The 17210-nt window shown below is 60.6% G+C and carries 18 protein-coding genes; 3 read left to right on the top strand and 15 right to left on the bottom strand.

From position 1 onward, the window contains the following. Positions 1-11: 11 nt before the first annotated feature. The 11 genes from flgK to B9Z49_RS01960 form a co-directional block, all read right to left on the bottom strand. Positions 12-2513 carry a flagellar hook-associated protein FlgK gene (gene flgK, locus B9Z49_RS02010; RefSeq protein WP_108351781.1) on the bottom strand — a complete coding sequence of 834 codons (2502 nt, stop codon included), beginning with the start codon at positions 2511-2513 and terminating at the stop codon, positions 12-14. Beyond that, positions 2510-2974, bottom strand: a complete 465-nt coding sequence (locus B9Z49_RS02005) for a rod-binding protein (RefSeq protein ID WP_108351780.1) — start codon at positions 2972-2974, stop codon at positions 2510-2512. Before B9Z49_RS02005 ends, flgK begins: the two co-directional genes overlap by 4 nt. Positions 2975-3014: 40 nt before the next feature. Continuing rightward, positions 3015-4139, bottom strand: a complete 1125-nt coding sequence (locus B9Z49_RS02000) for a flagellar basal body P-ring protein FlgI (protein WP_108351779.1) — start codon at positions 4137-4139, stop codon at positions 3015-3017. Between the two features lie 26 nt (positions 4140-4165). Then, positions 4166-4894 carry a flagellar basal body L-ring protein FlgH gene (locus B9Z49_RS01995; RefSeq protein ID WP_108351778.1) on the bottom strand — a complete coding sequence of 243 codons (729 nt, stop codon included), beginning with the start codon at positions 4892-4894 and terminating at the stop codon, positions 4166-4168. Positions 4895-4901: 7 nt separating this feature from the next. Continuing rightward, positions 4902-5687: a flagellar basal-body rod protein FlgG gene (flgG, locus tag B9Z49_RS01990; protein ID WP_199224960.1), complete on the bottom strand. Its 786-nt coding sequence runs from the start codon at positions 5685-5687 to the stop codon at positions 4902-4904. 19 nt (positions 5688-5706) lie between these two features. Then, positions 5707-6468, bottom strand: coding sequence for a flagellar basal body rod protein FlgF (locus tag B9Z49_RS01985; RefSeq protein ID WP_108351777.1), 762 nt, complete (start codon positions 6466-6468; stop codon positions 5707-5709). Between the two features lie 41 nt (positions 6469-6509). Next, the gene (locus B9Z49_RS01980; RefSeq protein WP_108351776.1) at positions 6510-8897 is read right to left on the bottom strand and encodes a flagellar hook-basal body complex protein; all 2388 of its coding nucleotides are present in this window, start codon (positions 8895-8897) and stop codon (positions 6510-6512) included. 54 nt (positions 8898-8951) lie between these two features. Beyond that, positions 8952-9641, bottom strand: a complete 690-nt coding sequence (locus B9Z49_RS01975; protein ID WP_108351775.1) for a flagellar hook assembly protein FlgD — start codon at positions 9639-9641, stop codon at positions 8952-8954. Between the two features lie 14 nt (positions 9642-9655). Then, positions 9656-10081, bottom strand: coding sequence for a flagellar basal body rod protein FlgC (gene flgC, locus B9Z49_RS01970; RefSeq protein WP_108351774.1), 426 nt, complete (start codon positions 10079-10081; stop codon positions 9656-9658). A gap of 2 nt (positions 10082-10083) precedes the next feature. Further along, positions 10084-10473, bottom strand: a complete 390-nt coding sequence (gene flgB / locus B9Z49_RS01965) for a flagellar basal body rod protein FlgB (protein WP_108351773.1) — start codon at positions 10471-10473, stop codon at positions 10084-10086. A gap of 206 nt (positions 10474-10679) precedes the next feature. Beyond that, positions 10680-11807, bottom strand: coding sequence for a hypothetical protein (locus B9Z49_RS01960; RefSeq protein ID WP_146188441.1), 1128 nt, complete (start codon positions 11805-11807; stop codon positions 10680-10682). 56 nt (positions 11808-11863) lie between these two features. On the opposite strand from B9Z49_RS01960, the gene flgA reads away from it, so the two are divergent. The 3 genes from flgA to B9Z49_RS01945 all read left to right on the top strand — a co-directional run bounded on the left by flgA (position 11864) and on the right by B9Z49_RS01945 (position 13545). After that, positions 11864-12673 (top strand): flagellar basal body P-ring formation chaperone FlgA, encoded by an 810-nt coding sequence (flgA, locus tag B9Z49_RS01955; RefSeq protein WP_233254470.1) that lies wholly within the window; start codon positions 11864-11866, stop codon positions 12671-12673. Between the two features lie 124 nt (positions 12674-12797). Beyond that, a complete protein-coding gene (gene flgM / locus B9Z49_RS01950) occupies positions 12798-13100 on the top strand; it encodes a flagellar biosynthesis anti-sigma factor FlgM (protein ID WP_233254469.1) in 303 nt (100 codons plus the stop codon). Positions 13101-13107: 7 nt separating this feature from the next. Further along, positions 13108-13545 carry a flagellar protein FlgN gene (locus tag B9Z49_RS01945; RefSeq protein WP_108351770.1) on the top strand — a complete coding sequence of 146 codons (438 nt, stop codon included), beginning with the start codon at positions 13108-13110 and terminating at the stop codon, positions 13543-13545. A gap of 45 nt (positions 13546-13590) precedes the next feature. On the opposite strand, the gene B9Z49_RS01940 is transcribed toward B9Z49_RS01945, so the two are convergent. From B9Z49_RS01940 to B9Z49_RS01925, 4 genes are all read right to left on the bottom strand, one after another. Further along, a complete protein-coding gene (locus B9Z49_RS01940) occupies positions 13591-14952 on the bottom strand; it encodes an MATE family efflux transporter (RefSeq protein ID WP_108351769.1) in 1362 nt (453 codons plus the stop codon). 7 nt (positions 14953-14959) lie between these two features. Continuing rightward, the gene (locus B9Z49_RS01935) at positions 14960-15298 is read right to left on the bottom strand and encodes an ATPase with chaperone activity (protein WP_108351768.1); all 339 of its coding nucleotides are present in this window, start codon (positions 15296-15298) and stop codon (positions 14960-14962) included. A 90-nt stretch (positions 15299-15388) separates the two neighbouring features. Beyond that, the gene (locus B9Z49_RS01930; RefSeq protein ID WP_108351767.1) at positions 15389-16789 is read right to left on the bottom strand and encodes a chromate transporter; all 1401 of its coding nucleotides are present in this window, start codon (positions 16787-16789) and stop codon (positions 15389-15391) included. Then, positions 16786-17166 carry a hypothetical protein gene (locus tag B9Z49_RS01925; protein WP_108351978.1) on the bottom strand — a complete coding sequence of 127 codons (381 nt, stop codon included), beginning with the start codon at positions 17164-17166 and terminating at the stop codon, positions 16786-16788. The genes B9Z49_RS01930 and B9Z49_RS01925 overlap by 4 nt, the downstream gene beginning before the upstream one ends. Between the last annotated feature and the right edge of the window lie 44 nt (positions 17167-17210).

The following is a 17210-nucleotide window of genomic DNA, read 5'->3' as shown; positions in this document are numbered from 1 at the left end:
GGACTTGGCTCTCAGCGTATTTGCAGAATGCTCTCAAACAAGGACATGGCGGTTTGCATGACCTTGGCATTGGCTTGGTAGGCCTGTTGAAAACGCACCAGCGCCGAGGCTTCTTCGTCCAAGCTCACGCCCGAAATGCTGTCTCGGGCTTCTTGAGCCTGCTGGTACACCACCTCTAAAGCTTGCTCTGAAATGGCGGCCTGACGGGCCACATTGCCCACCTGGTTCACGCGTTCAATATAGGCCTCGGTGATGGTCAGTCCACCAGGCATCAGGCGTTGGTCTTCGAGTGACACCAGTTGCAGCATGGTTTCGTTGTTGCCAATGCCGTCTCGGTTGCCGTCGATGATGAATTGATCGCCAGCTTTGGGCGCAGTCGAAAATTCAAGTCTCAGGCCGCGGTAGCTCACGCTCTGGGTCGCTGAGTTGGGGTCTATCTGCAATTCGCGCTCAGCCAGCACCGTTTGTGTGGTGTTGTCCACAATTTGGTAGGTGGTGCCAGTGATGAATTGCACGGTGGTAGGCCCCTCGCGAAGGGCCTGCTTCATGTCACCTTCGATGCCCGCAAACTGAGCGGTCACAAGCGCTGTGCTGGCCGCGCCGCTGCGGTCAGTGACAAACACCAGCAGGTCATCGGCTGCGGCACCCGTGATCGAGATGCGGGTATCAAAGCCAAGATTTTTCAGACTTTGGGGCGTGCCTGCACTGCCCATGCCCAGGCGAATGTCATCGGTGGTGTTGGTGCTTGGGCGGCTCAGGACCAATTGGCCTGCCACCGCGCTGGCGGTCACGCCGGTGTCGCTGCTTTCGGCATTGAGCCAAGAGACGATGTCGCTGAGTCCGAGCGTGCCCGTCATGCTGAGCGCAGGCAGGGCGTGGCCATTGAGCGTGAAGGTGTTGGCTGCAATGGGGCCTGCAAAACCCGAAAAATCAGAGCCTTGCAGTACCGCTGACAGCTTTTTAGGGGCCAGCAGGTCGCCTGTGTCTGGGTTGAATTGTTGTTCCAGCCGCACCTCAGCTTTGGCACCCATGAAGATGTCCATGTCGAGGTAGGTGGGGCTGTCGGTTGCGCTAAAGGCGGCGTTGAGTCCGCTGTCGCTGTAGGTGGCATTCGCTTCCATGCCGTTGGTTTCTTGGACCAACAAGGATTGCTCTTGGCTGGTCAGCGTGGTTCCCAGCAAGTGACGACCATCGCGTGTCAGGACTTGGAAAGATTGTCCCTGACCCGGGTTGTTTAGTGTCAACGACAAGTCTTGCATGCCTACACCAATCAGGCCCAGGCTGGCAAAAGGCTGGCCTACGCTCATGTTCACGCTGACCGTTGCGGTCTGCGGAATCTGGGCCAATGCCAGATCGCCCAGCATAGAGGTCGGTCCTTCAAAAGAAGGGGCCTTGTAAGCGATGCGGGCTTGTGCGGTGCCGCTGTTCAGTGGGGAGTCGATGACACGGAACTGTCCCGCCGCGGCAACACGGTTGGCATCTTTGATCAGCAAGTTCATGCCAGCAGATTGGCCTGACAGACCTGCGCTAAAGCCAAACAAATCACCCCCCAGTTGGCCTTCGGCGTCGACGCCGTCGCGGTGAACCATGTTGATTTGTTGGGTCATGGTGGCGGCAAGGTCATCCAGCGCGGCGCTTGCTGGTTTGAGCACTTGGTCACGAAAACTCATCACACCACCGATCTTGCCGCTGCTGATGCCCGGCATCGATTCAGGAATGCCATAAGCATCAATGACAAAATCGAGTTTTCCTGGATCGATACTGGACTCCAATGCGTTGATCGCACGCGAGTTGATTTGGTTGACCAAAATACCCTGGTCCAGGGTGTCACCCACACTGACGATGACCGCGCCGTTGGGTTCAAATTTTGTCTTGATGGCCACCAGGCTGGAGAGTTCGCGCAGCAACAGGTCGCGTTGGTCCAGCAGTTCAGAAGGTTGATTGGCGACGGCGCCGTGTTTCGCCAGTTGCTTGTTCATCAAGGCGAGTTGACCGGTCAATGCATTGACCTGGCCGACATTGGTTTCTACCGATTGGCGGGTTTCGTTTTCGAGCAGTTCAAACTGACCTGCCAACTGGCGAAACCGTGCTGCCAAGCCATCGGCATCGCGTAAAAAGATGCTGCGAGAGACCACAGAAGCCGGGTCGGTGGCCAGGTCGCGTGCCGATTCAAAAAACAGGTTCATCGCCGTGGTCAGGCCGATGCTTTCATCGCCCATCACGTCGATCAGGCGGTTGACGTAAGACAGCAGGGGCTTTTGGCTTTCCAGGTCGCTGTTGCTGTTGCGCAGGTTGGACTCCACAAAGGCGTCGTATTGGCGCTGGACTGAATCAAAGCGTGTGCCGGTGCCGAGATAACTGTTGCCGATCTGACGTGGCTGGTTGGCGGTCAGGGAAACGTCTTGGCGTGTGTAGCCGTCGGTGTTGACGTTGGCAATGTTGTTGGACACCGTGGACAGCGCCCGTTGGTATGCCGTGACGCCCGAGCTGCCAATACTGAGCAAGTCGCTCATGGCTTATCTCCGAGCTTGAAGCCGCTGGTGCGCTCCAGGCGGTAGGCCTCAGCGGCCGCTGGCTTGATGGGCAGGGGTTCGCGTGCTGGATTCAGGGGCAGGGCGGGTGCGCTCAGGCTGATCGGCTGGCGCTGGCGCAGCGCGTCTTGCGTGCTCATGGCTTGGACCTGGTTCATCTGGCGTTCCATCATGTCGGCCAAACCCATGCCGCCGCGCTTGGCCATGCTGAGAGACACTTCCTTGTCCATCAGGTCCTGGTACATCTCCATGTTGCCGCCTTCGACCAGATCGCTTTTTTCAATCGAGTCACGCATCGTCTTCATCATTTGCTGGATGAAGTAAGCCTCGAATTGTTCGGCGGTCTTGCGTACCGCTTTGCTGGGGTCGCGTGCGGCATCGCCCTTCAACTGCGCCAGGGCGTTGAAGTCCAGATATGAACCGGAAGAGCTGATGTCGTTCATGGCGGTTGGGTGGTTCAGTTCTCAGACGGGTCTAAGCCGCTCAGATGATGATCAGCTCGGCCCGCAGGCTGCCGGTGCTTTTGAGGGCTTCAAGGATGGCGATCAGGGCCGAGGGCGTGGCGCCCACTTGGTTGACCGCATCCACGACCTGGCGCAGGTCCACGCCGGGCTGGAACAAGAACATCGGGTTCTTGGGTTCGTTCACAGCGATTTGGGCGTTTTCCACCGGAGCCGTTTGGCCTTGGGCCAGAGGGTTGGGTTGCGAGACTTCGTTGGTCGCGGAAATGGCGACTGAGATGGTGCCGTGCGCCACGGCCGCAGCCGTCACGCGCACATTGCGGCTGATCACCACGGTGCCGGTTCGGGAGTTGATCACGACGCGGGCAGGGGGCTCGCCGGGCACCACGTCCAGATTTTCGACCATGCTCATGAAGGCCACGCGCTGCGACATGTCGGTGGGGGCTCGGATGGCCAGGGACATGCCGTCGATGGCGCGTGCTGTGCCTTCGCCAAAACTTTTGTTGACAGCGTTCACGATGGCCGTGGTGGTGGTGAAGTCTGATTCACGCACGTTCATGACCACATGGTCTGAACTTTCAAAAGGGGTTTCAACCATGCGCTCGACCGTGGCACCGTTGGGTACGCGGGCCGAGGTGGGGACACCAATGCTGACCTTGGAGCCGGCCGCGTTGGCATCGATGCCCGTGGCCGTGAGCGCCCCCTGGGCGATGCCATACACCTCGCCGTCCACGCCGCGCAGGCTGGTCAACAGCAAGTTGCCGCCGCGCAGGTTGGTGGCCTTGCCAATGGCCGAGACGTTGATGTCAATTCTTTGGCCGGGCTTGGCGAAAGGGGGCAGCTCTGCCGTCACCATCACCGCGGCCACGTTTTTGATGTCGATCTTGCCGGCGGTGGTGCCTTGCTCGAAATCCGACAGCGGGCCGTCCAGGCTCACGCCCATGCGGCTGAGCATGGACTTCATGCTTTGCGCGGTGAAGGAAACATCCGAGCCATCCCCCGTGCCTTGCAAGCCCACCACCAGGCCGTAGCCAATGAGTTGGTTGGTGCGGCCAGCGGCCACGCTGGCCAGGTCTTTGATGCGGTCAGCCCAGGCGCTGGCGTTCAGGCCGAGCAGCAACACCAAAGCAAGAAGGGTGGATTTCATAAAAGGTCTCTTGGGGTGTCAATCGATCAAAAGGGCCAGATCTTGAGCAAGGCCTTGGTGCCCCAACCCGTTTTGGCCACCGCCGCCATGTCGCCGGTTCCGCGGTAGGCAATTTGGGCATTGGCCAGACGGCGCGACTGCACCATGTTGTTGGGCGACACATCGTCGGGGCGGATGATGCCGCTGACCTGAATGACCTCAGCACCTTCCGTCAGGGCCAGTTGTTTTTCGCCGCGCACCATCAGGTTGCCGTTGGCCAGCACCTCGACCACGGTGACCGACACCGCACCTGTCAGGCTGGCGCTTTGGCCTGCTGTGCCCACGCCGCTGCTTTTGATGCTCGTTTCGTTCAGGTTGACGCCATTGAGCACGCCACCGAGCGTGGTGCCCAGAATTTTGGTGGGCAGTGCCAGGTTTTGGATTTTGGACACCAGGCCACTGGGCACGACATTGTTTTCAGAATCGCGCGAGACGGTGCCTTTTTGCTCGCGACCGGCGCGGGTCGACTCGTCAAGCATGACCGTGATCAGGTCGCCCACGCGGTAGTTGCGGCCACGGCCAAAAAAGTTGTCGCTGTGCCGCCCGTTGTAGATGGCACCTGTGGCCATGCGGGGTTTTTCGACGGCCACGGGCAGGACCGGCGCGAATTCGGGGGAATGCGCCAAAGGCTCGGGGGCGGTTGCGCAACCACCAAGGCCCAGGGCCAGCAAGCCAAGGGCTGAAACGCGTGTGATGAAATGAATGCGGGCTGTCATGGCGGGCTTACATGTTGTTGTTCAGGAAGCGCAGCATGCCGTCTACGGCAGAGATGGCTTTGGAGTTGATTTCGTAAGCGCGTTGGGTCTCGATCATGTTGACCATTTCTTCCACCACGTTCACGTTGGACGCCTCCAGCGCCCCTTGCATCAACTGACCAGCGCCGGTCTGGCCGGGCTGCGAGACCACGGGTGCACCACTGGCCGTCGTTTCCTTGAGCATGTTCTGGCCAATGGCTTGCAGGCCTGCAGGGTTGGAAAAGCGGGCAATTTGAATCTGCCCCAGCACCTGGGCGCCGCCGCCTGCTGCGGTCTCTACCGACACCGTGCCATCCTGGCCGATCGAGATGCTGGCCACGTTGGGGGGGATGTTGATGGCCGGCTGCAAAGGCGCGCCGTTGGCGGTGACCAGCTGACCGGTGGCAGAGAGCTTGAAGCTGCCGTCACGCGAATAAGCAATCGTGCCGTCAGGCTGGGAGATTTGGAAAAAGCCATCACCTTGCACCGCCATGTCCAGCGCATTTTTGGTGGTCACCAAACTGCCTTGGGTGTGGGTTTTTTCGGTGGCAACAATCCGCACGCCGGTGCCCAGCATCAAGCCTGTGGGGGCTTGTGCGTCGGCGCCCACCTGGGCCCCGGGTTGGCGCAGGTTCTGGTAGAGCATGTCTTCGAAGGTGGCGCGGTCGCGCTTGAAGCCCGTCGTATTGACGTTGGCCAGGTTGTTCGAGATGACCGACATGCGCGTTTGCTGCGCATCCAGGCCGGTCTTGGCAATCCACATTGAGGCATCCATGGGGCTCTCCTGTCAGGTGTTAAGCGGCTTTCATCATGGAAGCGCCGGACTCGTCGAGTCCTTTCATTTCCTTGATGATGCGAATCTGGGTTTCAAAACTGCGCGAGTGATCGATCAACCGTGTCATGGCCGTAATGGCACTGACGTTGCTGCCCTCCAGGGCTTGCGGAATCACTTTGGGCAGGCTTTCTCCCAATGCAATGTCTGTGCCATCTGGTTTTTCCGACACCTTGAACAAACCGTCTTCACGTCGGCCCAGGCTCACGCCTTTGACGTCGCGTAAGCGCAAGCGGTCGATCAAGACGTCTATGGCGGGTCCGACCTGCGCTGGGTCGCGTGCATAGACGCTGCCGTCCGGGTTGACGTTGACCGTCAGTCCCGGTGGGATGGTGATGGGGCCGGCTTCGCCCAGCACCAAGTGGCCAGAGCCGTTTTCCAGTTGCCCCTGAATGTTCACTTTCAGATCGCCCCTGCGCGTGAAAGCCAGGTCACCATTGGGGGCCTGAACCGTCAGCACAGCGGTGCCTGCCAAGGCCACGTCCATCGGGCGGCCGGTGGCCATGACCGGTCCGGGGTCCATGCGAATCAAGTCTCGCGAAACGGTTTGAGCCTGGAAGCGGGATTCAAAACCCGCACCCTCGACTTTTACCGATTGCAAGGCCACGTCGAAGCTGCTTTTGAAACCCACCGTGGACACGTTGGCCAGGTCGTTGACCAGCACCTGGCGTGCCGTGGACTGCTCTTTGATGGTGGCGTTCGATGTGAAGACAAGGCGGTCCATGGTGCGGCTCTCTGGGGTTCAGTCGTGGCTTTTTCAGTGGATCAAGAGCGGATGTTGATGATGGCGCTGGTCATGGTGGAGCTGGTTTCAATGGCCTTGGCGTTGGCCTGGAAGTTACGCTGCGCGGTGATCAGGTCCACCAGCTCTTGCGTCAAGTCCACGTTGGCACGCTCGGTGGCACCCGCGCGGATCGAACCGAAACCTGCAGAACCGGCTTCGCCGACTTTGGCGACACCCGAGATGGCCGAGGACAAGTAGCTGGCATCACCCACCTGGCGAAGACCTGAAGGGCTGGAGAAGTTGGCCAGCACGATCTTGCCCAAGGACACTTGCGAGCCATTGGAGTAAGTCGCATTGACCAGGCCGTCCACACCGATGTTCAGACCCATCAACTCGCCCTCAGGGGCACCGTCTTGCGACTGTGAGAGCACCGCGAATGCGCTGGAGTATTGGGTGGACTTGGTGAAGTCGATGGACATGGTCAGGGCACCCTTGCCGCCTGCCAAGAACGCGGTTTCGAAGGGCATGCCCACCAGTGGCGAGATGGGTTTACCGGTCAGGTCGAAGCTGAGCTCGCCACGGTCCAAGTAAACAGGCCACCATTCGGTTTGTTCAGACAGCCCTGCGGCATCTTCGGTTTGAATGCCATTTTTAACAAATTGCAGTGCGCCATTTTCTGTGAATTGGGTCAATTTTTTCCACTCGCTGGTGGAGCCAAATGTCATTTCGGTGTTGGCCAATCCCCAGTCGGCAGATCCGGTCACCTGGATGGCCGAGTTTTCACCGGTGGTGCCCGTTGTGAAAATGAATTGTTTGGCCTTGGGGTCGAAGTTGACCACGACACCGGAGACTTTGCGGCCTGTGGCCGGGTCGGTTTTGCCGTTGATGCTGTCTTGCAGGGCCTTGGCAAAACTGTCGATGTTGGTGTAGGTGGTGGGGAATGGCAGTTCCGTCTTGAAGGCATAGCCGTCCACCGACACAAAAAAGTCTTTGTTGGACGATGTGGTGCTGATACTTTTGGTGGTGTTGATGGTCATGGTCTCACCGCGCAAAACTGCGGGTTCACTGACCTTGCCGCGCACAGCCTCGGTGGTGGATGAGGGCACGGTCAAGGTAGGCGAGTCGGTCAGGCCCAATAAAGCGATGGCTTTGGCATCAGCGGCGCTGACCACGATGCTGGAGCCATCGCCTGTGGTGCCCGAGGCAATGGAGAACTTGGTGGTGTCAGGGTCAAAAGCGACGGTGATGCCGAAACGGGCATTTTGGATGGCTGGCGTGGGTTCGACGACGGGTGTCACACCAGGGGCTGAACCCAGCGTTGCCGGTGTTTCGGGCAATGAGCCGAGCACGTTGTTGATGGCAATTTGAAGGTTCCGTGCCAACACTTCGGGGTCTTGGTCGCCAGCTTTCAGGGTGTAGGTGATGGTCTGATCGGTCGCGGCGGCAGTTTGATTGGCCACGGGGGCATCGGCTTTGATCTTGAAACTCAAGGTGCCGGTAGTGGCGCCGACCAAGGCGCCATTCACGAAGTTGGTTGTGCTCAGCGAGCTGCCAACAGCCGTGGCTGGGGAGGATCGTCGCACGTCAGTCAGTTGGTCCAGCGAAAACATCTCGGTGGTGCCAGAGCTGGGGACCACACGGGGGTCGCTCTTGGGCAAGACATCGCCATACTTGTTGACAAACAATGTGCCACCGACTTTGTCGGTCGCTTGCTGCAAAGCCGGTTTGACTTGGGTGTCACCCACAAAAAAGTAGGTTTGCCACTTGGAGCTGGGGGGCGTTTGGTCTTGGCTCGCGTTTTGGGTTTTGGCGTAGTACACCGTGGCCAGGTAGCCGTTGCCACCGCTGTCGTACACCGTCAAGGCGGTGCTCTTGTTGTAGGTGCTGGGGTTGGTGCGGTCAAAGTCGGCCGTGATCACCACCGAGTCGGCCGGCAGGTTCAGGCCGAGCTGGATTTGGGTGGTTTCAACCGCTTCGCCTGACGTCTTGGGGGGGATGGTCAGGGCGTTCAGGTCGGTCAAGTCGGCCTTGCCGGACGAGTCGACCGATGCGGCCATCAGGCGTTGCCCGGTGGAGTTGACCACGTTGTTTTGGTCGTTCAGTGTGAAGGAGCCGTTGCGGGTGTAAATGTCTTGCAGACCATCGGGCGTTTTGAGCGGGAAGAAACCGTCGCCCGTGATGGCCAGATCGAGCGAGTTGCCCGAGGTCGAGATGTTGCCCTGGCTGAATTCCTGGCTCACCTGCTTGAGCGAGACGCCCTGACCAATGTTGCTGGACGATTTTTGCAGCGGCGATGTCGAGAAAATGTCGCCGAAGTCGGCCCTTGAGCGCTTGAAGCCCGAGGTGCCCACGTTGGCGATGTTGTTGGAGGTGACGGCCAATTGGGCGGTGGCAGAGTTCAGTCCGGTGAGCGAGGTGTAGAAAGACATGCTGGAGTGCTCCTGTGAGGCGTTGGGTGTGAATGTGTTGGGGCGTTGATGGGCTTAACTGCCCACGCGCTTGACGTCGGTCAGCAGCATGGTTTTGCCACCGTCGACTTCGACGCTGACGCTGCCATCGGCTGGATTGCTGGAGATCGCACGGACCGTGGACAAGGTGCTGACCGGGACCGGGACACTCTTGCCGTTGACAGTTGCTGTGGCGCTCAAGCGGTACAGACCACTGGGCGCGGGTTTGTCGGTGGCGTCCTTGCCATTCCATGAAACGGGGGCTGTGCCCGGCAACTGGGGGCCTGCCACCAGCTCTTGCACCAAGCGGCCTTGGCTGTCGTGCACGCTGAGTTGAACTTGGCTGGCGCCCATGGGCAAGTCGATGCTGCCATCGATGACGCCGCCCGACGTCAGCTGTGTAGGGGTGTCGATCACCGAGACTTTTTTGCCGATCAGCGCGGCGCTGCCGAGCATGCGTTCGCCCGAATAGGATTTCACAAAATTGTCCAGAGAGCCTTGCATGTTGGTCAGTGCTTCGAGCTGCGAAAACTGCGCGAGCTGGGCCACAAAAGCTTCGTTCTTGACGGGCTCCAATGGGTTCTGGTTTTGCAACTGCGCGGTGAACAAGGTGAGGAATTCCTGCTTGCCCATGTCCTCGTTGGTTTTCTTGGCTGCGTCTTTGACGTCTTCGTAGCGCGAGACGTTTTGGAGCAGGCTGGAGGATGCGACGTTAGGGGTGGCCATGGGGTGCTTTCAGGTCAGGCCTTGGAGATGTCCAGCGTGCGCATCATCAGTTGACGCGCCGTGTTGATCACTTCGACGTTGTTTTGGTAAGAGCGTGCGGCGGCCATCATCTCGACCATCTCGGTGACTTCGCTCACGTTGGTCTGGTAGACGTAACCGTCCTTGTCGGCCAAGGGGTTGTTCGGGTCGGACACGCGGCGTGGCGGTGCGGTGTCATCGGCCATGCGGTCGATCTTCACGCCACCCACATAAGGGGCGCCGTTGTGGGTCATTTGCGCGTCTACCAAGGCCTTGAACACCGGGCGTTTGGCGCGAAAAGCGTCTTGCTCGGTGGTGGCCACGGTGCCTGCGTTGGCCAGGTTGGAGGCGGTGGCGTTCATGCGGGTCAGCTGCGCGTTGAGCGCCGTGCCGGCAATGCCAAAAATGTTGTCCATGGCCATGATCAGTCTCCTCTCAATGCTTTGCGCACACTGCTCACCCGGCTTTCCAGAAAGTTCAGCGTGGCCTGGTAGTCGGCTGCGGCTTTACCGTACTGGGCTTGTTCGACACTCATTTCAACGGTGTTGCCGTCAAAAGCGGTGTTGAATGGGGTGCGGTAACGCATGCCGTCGGCGTCGAGCCCCTGGCCCACTTCAAAGTGGCCTTGGCTGGTGGCCTGCATGGCGTTGTCCTGGAATTGGGTTTCTTTCATGACGGCCTTGAAGTCGATGTCCCGCGCTTTGTAGTTGGGCGTGTCGGCATTGGCGATGTTTTGCGCCAACACTTCCAGGCGTCGGCTTTTGACTTGCAAAGCTTGTTCATGCACACCGAGTGCCTGGTTTAACAAATTCATCTGGACTCCTGGGGTCGTGGTTTCGATGGACAGGTGTCGTCAATTTTTTGACGAAGGATGCTCAAGTTGAGCGGCTTGTGGTCGATAGCTGCAAAAGCCGTGCCAAGTAAATGTGTTGTCTTTGGCGTTAGACCGATGCACCCTTGCCGCCGGGAGCGGCAATTTGCCGTCAGCGGCAAAGCCCTGCGGCCAAGATTTGCCGCTGTTCAGCGCAACGCTGTGGGCAGCGTGTTGGCCACCTCGTCGTATAGGCGGGCTACACCGCCTTTGCCCACAGCGCCCAGCACAGGCGAAAGCGCATCGCGAGGGGCTTGGGGCAGCAAGGCGTTGGTCAAGGTGTGCAACCCGGACAAGATGGAGTTGCGCGTGATGGGCGCGCGCGTGTCTTGCCCCACATGCAGGTAACGAGCCTGCTGCCCGGCAATGGACAGCGGCGCGTCGGGCCGTGTTTCTTGCCGGGCAGCTGGGGTCAGCACCGTCAGGTACAAATCATCCAGTCCGACCGGGGGGCCTTTGACGCGCAGACCGGCTTGCGAGAAATAACGGTCCACCAAGTCCAACTGCTGCAGCAAACCCATGCCCAAAATTGCCCGGGGGTTGTCCTTGAAGCCCACCGAGGCAGCGCCCCGGTTGGGGCCATCGCAAAACTGGATGATTCCATGGCAGTTGCCATTGCTGGCTTGGGGGTTCATGCCGCCGCTCTCCATGAGGCTCAGGCGGGCAAAGTCATCGGGCTGGAAGTTGTAGCGGTCGGCCAGCGCCAGGATTTTGTCTTTGACGGCAGGGGCGTCCGAGGCGGTCACAAAACCCTTGGCAATGGCCCGCTCCAATGTTTTGTCCAGCACCGGGTGCTGTCCGTTGGGGGCCGGGTGACTGGCCCAAGCGATCGGGCGGTTGGCCAAAGCGTTGGTGGTCAAGGTTGAAGAGGAGGCCAGTTGGGCCACGGATTGAGCGCTGCGCGCATTCAGATCCAGAGGCCCAGGGGCTTCACCCCGTGCCAGAGCCGGCATGAGCAGACTAGAGAAATCGATTTTTTGACCCGTCAGGATCAGGTTTGGGTTGTCAATCTGGTTGCGTGCGGCCACTTGGTGGGCCAGGCGCATGGCCTGATGCTCGGTGATGGGCTGCTGATTTTGTCGGTAATGGGCCTTGACCAGGCCAATCAAGGTGTCGCCTTCCTGCGCTTTGACCAGGCCACTGCGGGGGGACACCTCCGCCAGCACCTGCCCGAAGGCCCCGCTCCGGCCCGACGCGGGCAGCAGTCCTCCGCTGCCCGTTGGGGCAGGGGGGCTCAGCGCCGGCAGGCTGGGCAAAGGGGGCAACAGGTTGCTCATGTCGGTGGTGGGTGTTTCCGGGGGCTGGTCTCGTTTTTGCTTGGTAGATGTCAATCATGAACACTGTCAAAACTTTCACACCTATGAAACCCTCCATGCAAATGCTGTGCCGACTTCTGGATCAGGTCATGCTTCGTGGCCTCTGGCTCGGAGCGGTTTTCTGTTGGTTCGGCGTTCCGGCCTGGGCTGCGATCCCTGCTTCACCTGCTTCACCTGCTATGGCGCTGCAAAAGTCGGTGCTCGATTGGGTGGTGCAAACCCAATCGGTCCCAGCCGAGTCGGTGGTGCTCGCCCCCCTGGACCCGCGCCTGCAGGTCAAGGCCTGCACCGGTCCCCTGGCCATGGATCTGCCCTTTGCCAGCCCCGATACCATCCGCGTTCGCTGTGCCCAACCGGCGTGGCAGCTTTATGTGCGTGTGGCTGTGACCGGGCGCGTGGCGGTTCCGGCTGGTCCCGTCAAGGCAGAGCCCGCCCCGGTGGAGAAACGCCAGGTTCTGGTAGCTGCCGTCCCGCTGCAGCGCGGCATGACCTTGACCGAGGCTCATGTTCGTCTGGTGGATGCCGATACATCCAGCATGCCCGTCAATGTGTTGGAACAAGTTTCACAAATTTTGCACAGTGAGGTGGTGCGCGATGTGCGCCCCGATACCCCGCTGCGAAGTCAAGACATTCGACCCACTTTGCTCGTCAAAAGAGGCCAAATGGTGCTGATGTCGATCGGGCAAGCCCAGGGTTTCCAGATCTCGGCCCGTGTAGAAGCGCAGCAAGACGGTCGCTATGGCGAGCAAATCAAGCTCAAAAACCGCGATTCCGGGCGCATGCTGACGGGGCTGGTCAAAGGTCCCAATCAGGTCCAAGGCCTTTGAAATGCCAAAAGATGAAATTTAAGAAAATAAACGCGTGTTGGGCTCAAGTTCTAGAATCAGGTGCCGATTCTGTTTACGAGCGAGGTTTCTGCTCAACAAAAAGAGACCAGAAAAGAGAATCATCATGACTGATCCCATCTCTAGTTTTCGCCGGGTTGCCCAAATGGACGCGTCCAATCGGCAGGTGTCTGCGAAGGCCCAGGAGCGCGACTCGGACGTTGCGTCCGAAGGCCTGACCAAGGTATTGGCGCCCCAGGCGGACGAAGTCAAACTGAGCGCTGTTGCGCAAAAAGCCATGCAAGAGCCAGAATTCGACCGGGCCAAGGTGGAGGCCATCAAAGAGGCCATCCAAAAGGGTCAATACCCCATTGACACGCGCCGCATTGCCGAAAATTTCTTGGCCATTGAAAAAATGATCAAGGAATGAGTTTGGCATGAGCCTCAGCCCCACCATGCCTGCGCTGGACCCACATCACGACACGATGGATGCGTGGCTTGACCATGCGCCGGTGGATACCGCACGCCTGGCCGAGTTGCTGGCTTTCGAGTTTGAGGTGTTAAAAGCCCGCGACATGGCGGGCTTTGAGGCTTTGCAGGAAGAGAGAATCTCCATTTTGGAACGGCTGTCCCAAGTTGCCCAATGGGCTGCTGGCCAAGACCCCGTGCCTGTCTTGTGGCAGAACCTGCAGGCAGACCTGCAGCAGTGCAAACAAGACCATTTGCGCAATATCCAACTGCTTCAACGCCAGTTGCAAGCCGTCAAGGGTGCTTTGCAAGCCCTGCAAGGCGAGTCGGCCGCCACCGTCGACCTGTATGACCGCCTGGGTCAAGTCTCCCGACGCCGAGGCGTTAGCCCCTTTTTGGACGCCTGAGTTTTCTCCCTCGGTAGGTGACTGGCTGGCGAGCACCGTCTTGATTTACTGGGCCCGCTTGACCGAGGCAGTCCAGGGGGTAAAGGCCACAGCCGCAGCGGTGGCTAAGCCATACAGCAGCATGGCCCACGCCACCAGCACATAAAAGTTGTCCGCTGTGCCTTGGTGTTGCGCCAACCACCAGCCCCCGCCCGCCACCAACACCAGCCGCACTGTGCCCGCCAGCACCGGTCCGATGACTTGGCCTGCGCCTTGCGATGCAAAGTACAGCGTGAGGCCCAGGCCAAAGAAAGGGAATGCAGGCCCGGCCGTCACCAGGTATTGCCGCGCGTAGGTCAGAACCGCCTCGTCTTGTGAGAACAGGCGCGCCCACACATCGGGTGCCAGCGTGACCACCGCGCCAATCACCCCCAAGTTCAGGGCCGATACGCCCGCGGCCACCCAGGCCACCCGCCGCGCCCGAGCCACCTGGCCCGCGCCCATGGCCATGCCCACCATGGGCACGGCGGCCACGCCGATGCCAAAGGCGATGGGAATCAGCAAAAACTCCAGCCTCTGTCCAATGCCGTATCCGGCCAGCGCCTCGGTACCCAGTTGCGCCAGCAGGCCGGTAAAAATTAAAATGGCCAGCACCGATTGCACGGGTGACAAGCAGGCCACGGCGCCGACCCGAAGGATGTCTGCCAACAAGTTGCGCTGGAGGACAAAGCCCTGCAGGTGCAGCGTCAGACGCCCCTGACTGCGAATCAGGTACCACAGGAAATACAGCACGCCCGCCGCAGTGGCCAGGATGTGACCCAGGGCTACCCCCACCATCCCCAGAGCGGGAACCGGTCCGGCCCCCAAGGACAGCACGCCGCTCAGCACAATTTGCAAGACCGCTGTGGCCACCAGCGCCAAAGAGGGCGCGCGCATGTTGCCTGTGCCCCGAACGATGGAGGCCAGCGTGTTGAGCAGCCACAACAGAGCGGCCCCGGCAAACAGCACTTGGCCGTATTGCACAGCCTGCTGCTGCACCGCACCACGCCCGCCCAGCAGGGCGTAAAGGTCAGGGCCCCACAGCAAGAAGAGGGCGCTGTAGATCAGGCCAGCGCCCAGGCCAATCAGCAAGGCGTGCTGCACCAGTTTTTCTGCACGCTGCAGGTCTGCAGCACCCAGGGCTCGGCTGATGGCCGCCGACACCCCCCCGCCCATGGCCCCGGCAGACATCATTTGGGTCAGCATGGCAAACGGGAACACCAAGGCCATGGCCGCCAAAGGCGTGGTGCCCAGGCGGCCTACGTAATAGGTTTCGGCAATGCCCACCAGCACCGTCATCACCATGGCCAGCACATTGGGCGCGGCCAGGCGCAGCAAGGTGGGCAAGATGGGGGCCGAGAGCAGCCTTTGCAAATCGGGTGTGCTCATGCGGTATTCAGACTGGTTGGCCCGGAGCGGGCGCTTGCAAGAGTTGGTCCATGGGCCACTGCAGCAACTCGGCCAGGCGGCACACCACCCAGCGCGCCTCGCCGGGCGTGACCACGGCAGGCTCGGCCAGAAGTCCGGTTTCGCATTGCGCCAGCACCAGCTCTTCGGTGATGCCCAGGGTGAACTGCATGTTGGCGGCTTTTTCTGTCAGCAAATTGGCCAGGTCTTCGCACAGCTCATAGCGCGTGGCCAGATCGCGCTGGCCCAATGTGGGCTTGATCTTGCCCGGCGGCACGTACAGCGCCATGAAGGAGGGGGGAATGTGGATCTGGAATTCTTCGGTCATGGCGTGGTGGGGCGTTCTGGGTGTGCATTAACGCACAGAAGCGGCTGCTGGGCGGTGGCTTGGAAAGCGTGGTGAGCACGGGTGAGGGGCTCAGACGAGCAACTGCCTGACCAGCCCCAGTGCCGTGCAAAGGCCCAACAGCTTGAACACGCTCAGCTGCCTGCGGATCAGCAGCCAAGTGGCCAGCAGCGTCAGCGCGAAAGCCCCCAGATCGGGCAGCATGTGCCAGCCCCCGGGCAGCCAGGTTTGGCGAGCAAACACACCCGCCAGGTGCACGATCACCCCGATCACGGCCGCCATGATGCCCCGCAAGGGCCCGGCCAGTGAGGGCATGTGGCGAGTGGACTCCACCAGCGGGCCGCCTGCCAAAATGAACACGAAGGAGGGCAGGAAGGTGAACCAGGTCACCACACAGGCCGCCACGATGCCGCCAAGCACTGGGTGGCCCAACAAGGCTTGGCTGTGTCCGCCCAAAAACCCCACAAACGCCACCACCATGATCAACGGTCCCGGTGTGCTCTCGCCCAGAGCCAGCCCGTCCATCATTTGCGCCGCCGTCAGCCAGCCATACTGGCCCACGGCCGTTTGCGTCACAAACGGCAGCACTGCGTAGGCGCCGCCGAAGGTCAGCAAAGCCGCTTGCGTGAAAAAACCACCCATCAGCGTGAGGGTGTGGCCGAGCCCGAACACCAGCGCGATCAGGCCCAGGGTCACAGCCCACAATCCCACCCCCCAGGCCAGCGCGCGCACCAGTCGCGGGTGGCTGTAGTGCGTGTGCGCGAGGGCGGGCGTGTCGTCGTCCAGCCAGGCCGGGGCTGCTCGGGTCTCTTGCGGTGGGCTCGTGACATTCGATTCTGTGGGGCGAGTGTCCTGCTCCGCCTTGGCGCCGCGGGTGGGCTCTGGGCCAGCCTGGGCGGGGTCTTGAAGACCTGATGGCTGACGCGACATGTAATAGCCTGTGGCCGCTGCACCCGCAATGATCCAAACAAAGGGCAGACCCCACAGCATGCCCAGCAAGGACAGCACCGCCAGCGCCCACAACCAGCGGGCTTTCAAGTTGCGCATGGCCAAACGGTGCGCAGCTTGCAACACCAATGCGGTGACCGCGGGCTTCAGGCCCCACAGCAGCGCTTGCCCCCAAGGGTGTTGCCCCCAAGCGGTGTAGGCCCAGCTCAGCACGATCAGCAGCACCAAAGACGGCAGCACAAACAGGGCGCCCGCTGCAATGCCCCCGCGCGTGCCGTACATCAACCAGCCGGTGTAAGTGGCCAGTTGCTGTGCTTCCGGCCCAGGCAGCAGCATGCAGTAATTCAAGGCATGCAGGTAGCGCTTTTCTGAAATCCAGCGGCGGCGCACCACCAGCTCTTCGTGCATCAGCGCGATTTGCCCGGCCGGGCCGCCAAAGCTCATGCAGCCCAGCCAGAACCAGAACTTGATCGCCGCCCTGAAGCTGGGGACCTCGGGTGCGTCCGATGCTTGAGGGGCGTTCATGCCTGCTCGAACTGGGTGCGAAAGGCCTGCACAAAACCAGGCGTGCCACTCAAGGACAGGCTCAGTGAGAGGCTTTGCGTGTTGACCGGCTCGGGCAAAAGGCTCAGCTGCCCGGTGCTGGGCACAAAGCGGGGCGTGGCCACTTGGGGCTTGCCGTCGTGGCCCAGCAGCGTGACCTGCAGGTCAAAATCCCAGTTGGCACCGTTTTCCAGGGGGCCAGGGCCTTCGTGGTCAAAGCCGTGTGCCCAGCGCAGCACCTGCGCGACCTCTTGCAACAAAGCCGTTTTGTGTTGGGGCGCAGGTTGCGCCAGCGCATCCCAGCAGACCACGCCCTCGGCATCCTCGCTGCAGTCAAAATCAAGCAATTGCAAATTCATCAGCCCACTCCAACCCGGGATTATCTTTCCGGCTGCCCGATTGT

Origin of the sequence: Limnohabitans sp. 2KL-51, assembly GCF_003063645.1 — a bacterium.
Taxonomy (GTDB): Bacteria; Pseudomonadota; Gammaproteobacteria; order Burkholderiales; family Burkholderiaceae_C; genus Limnohabitans_A.
Note: the sequence above shows the minus strand (reverse complement) of the source record. Positions and strands in the feature narration are given on the sequence as shown.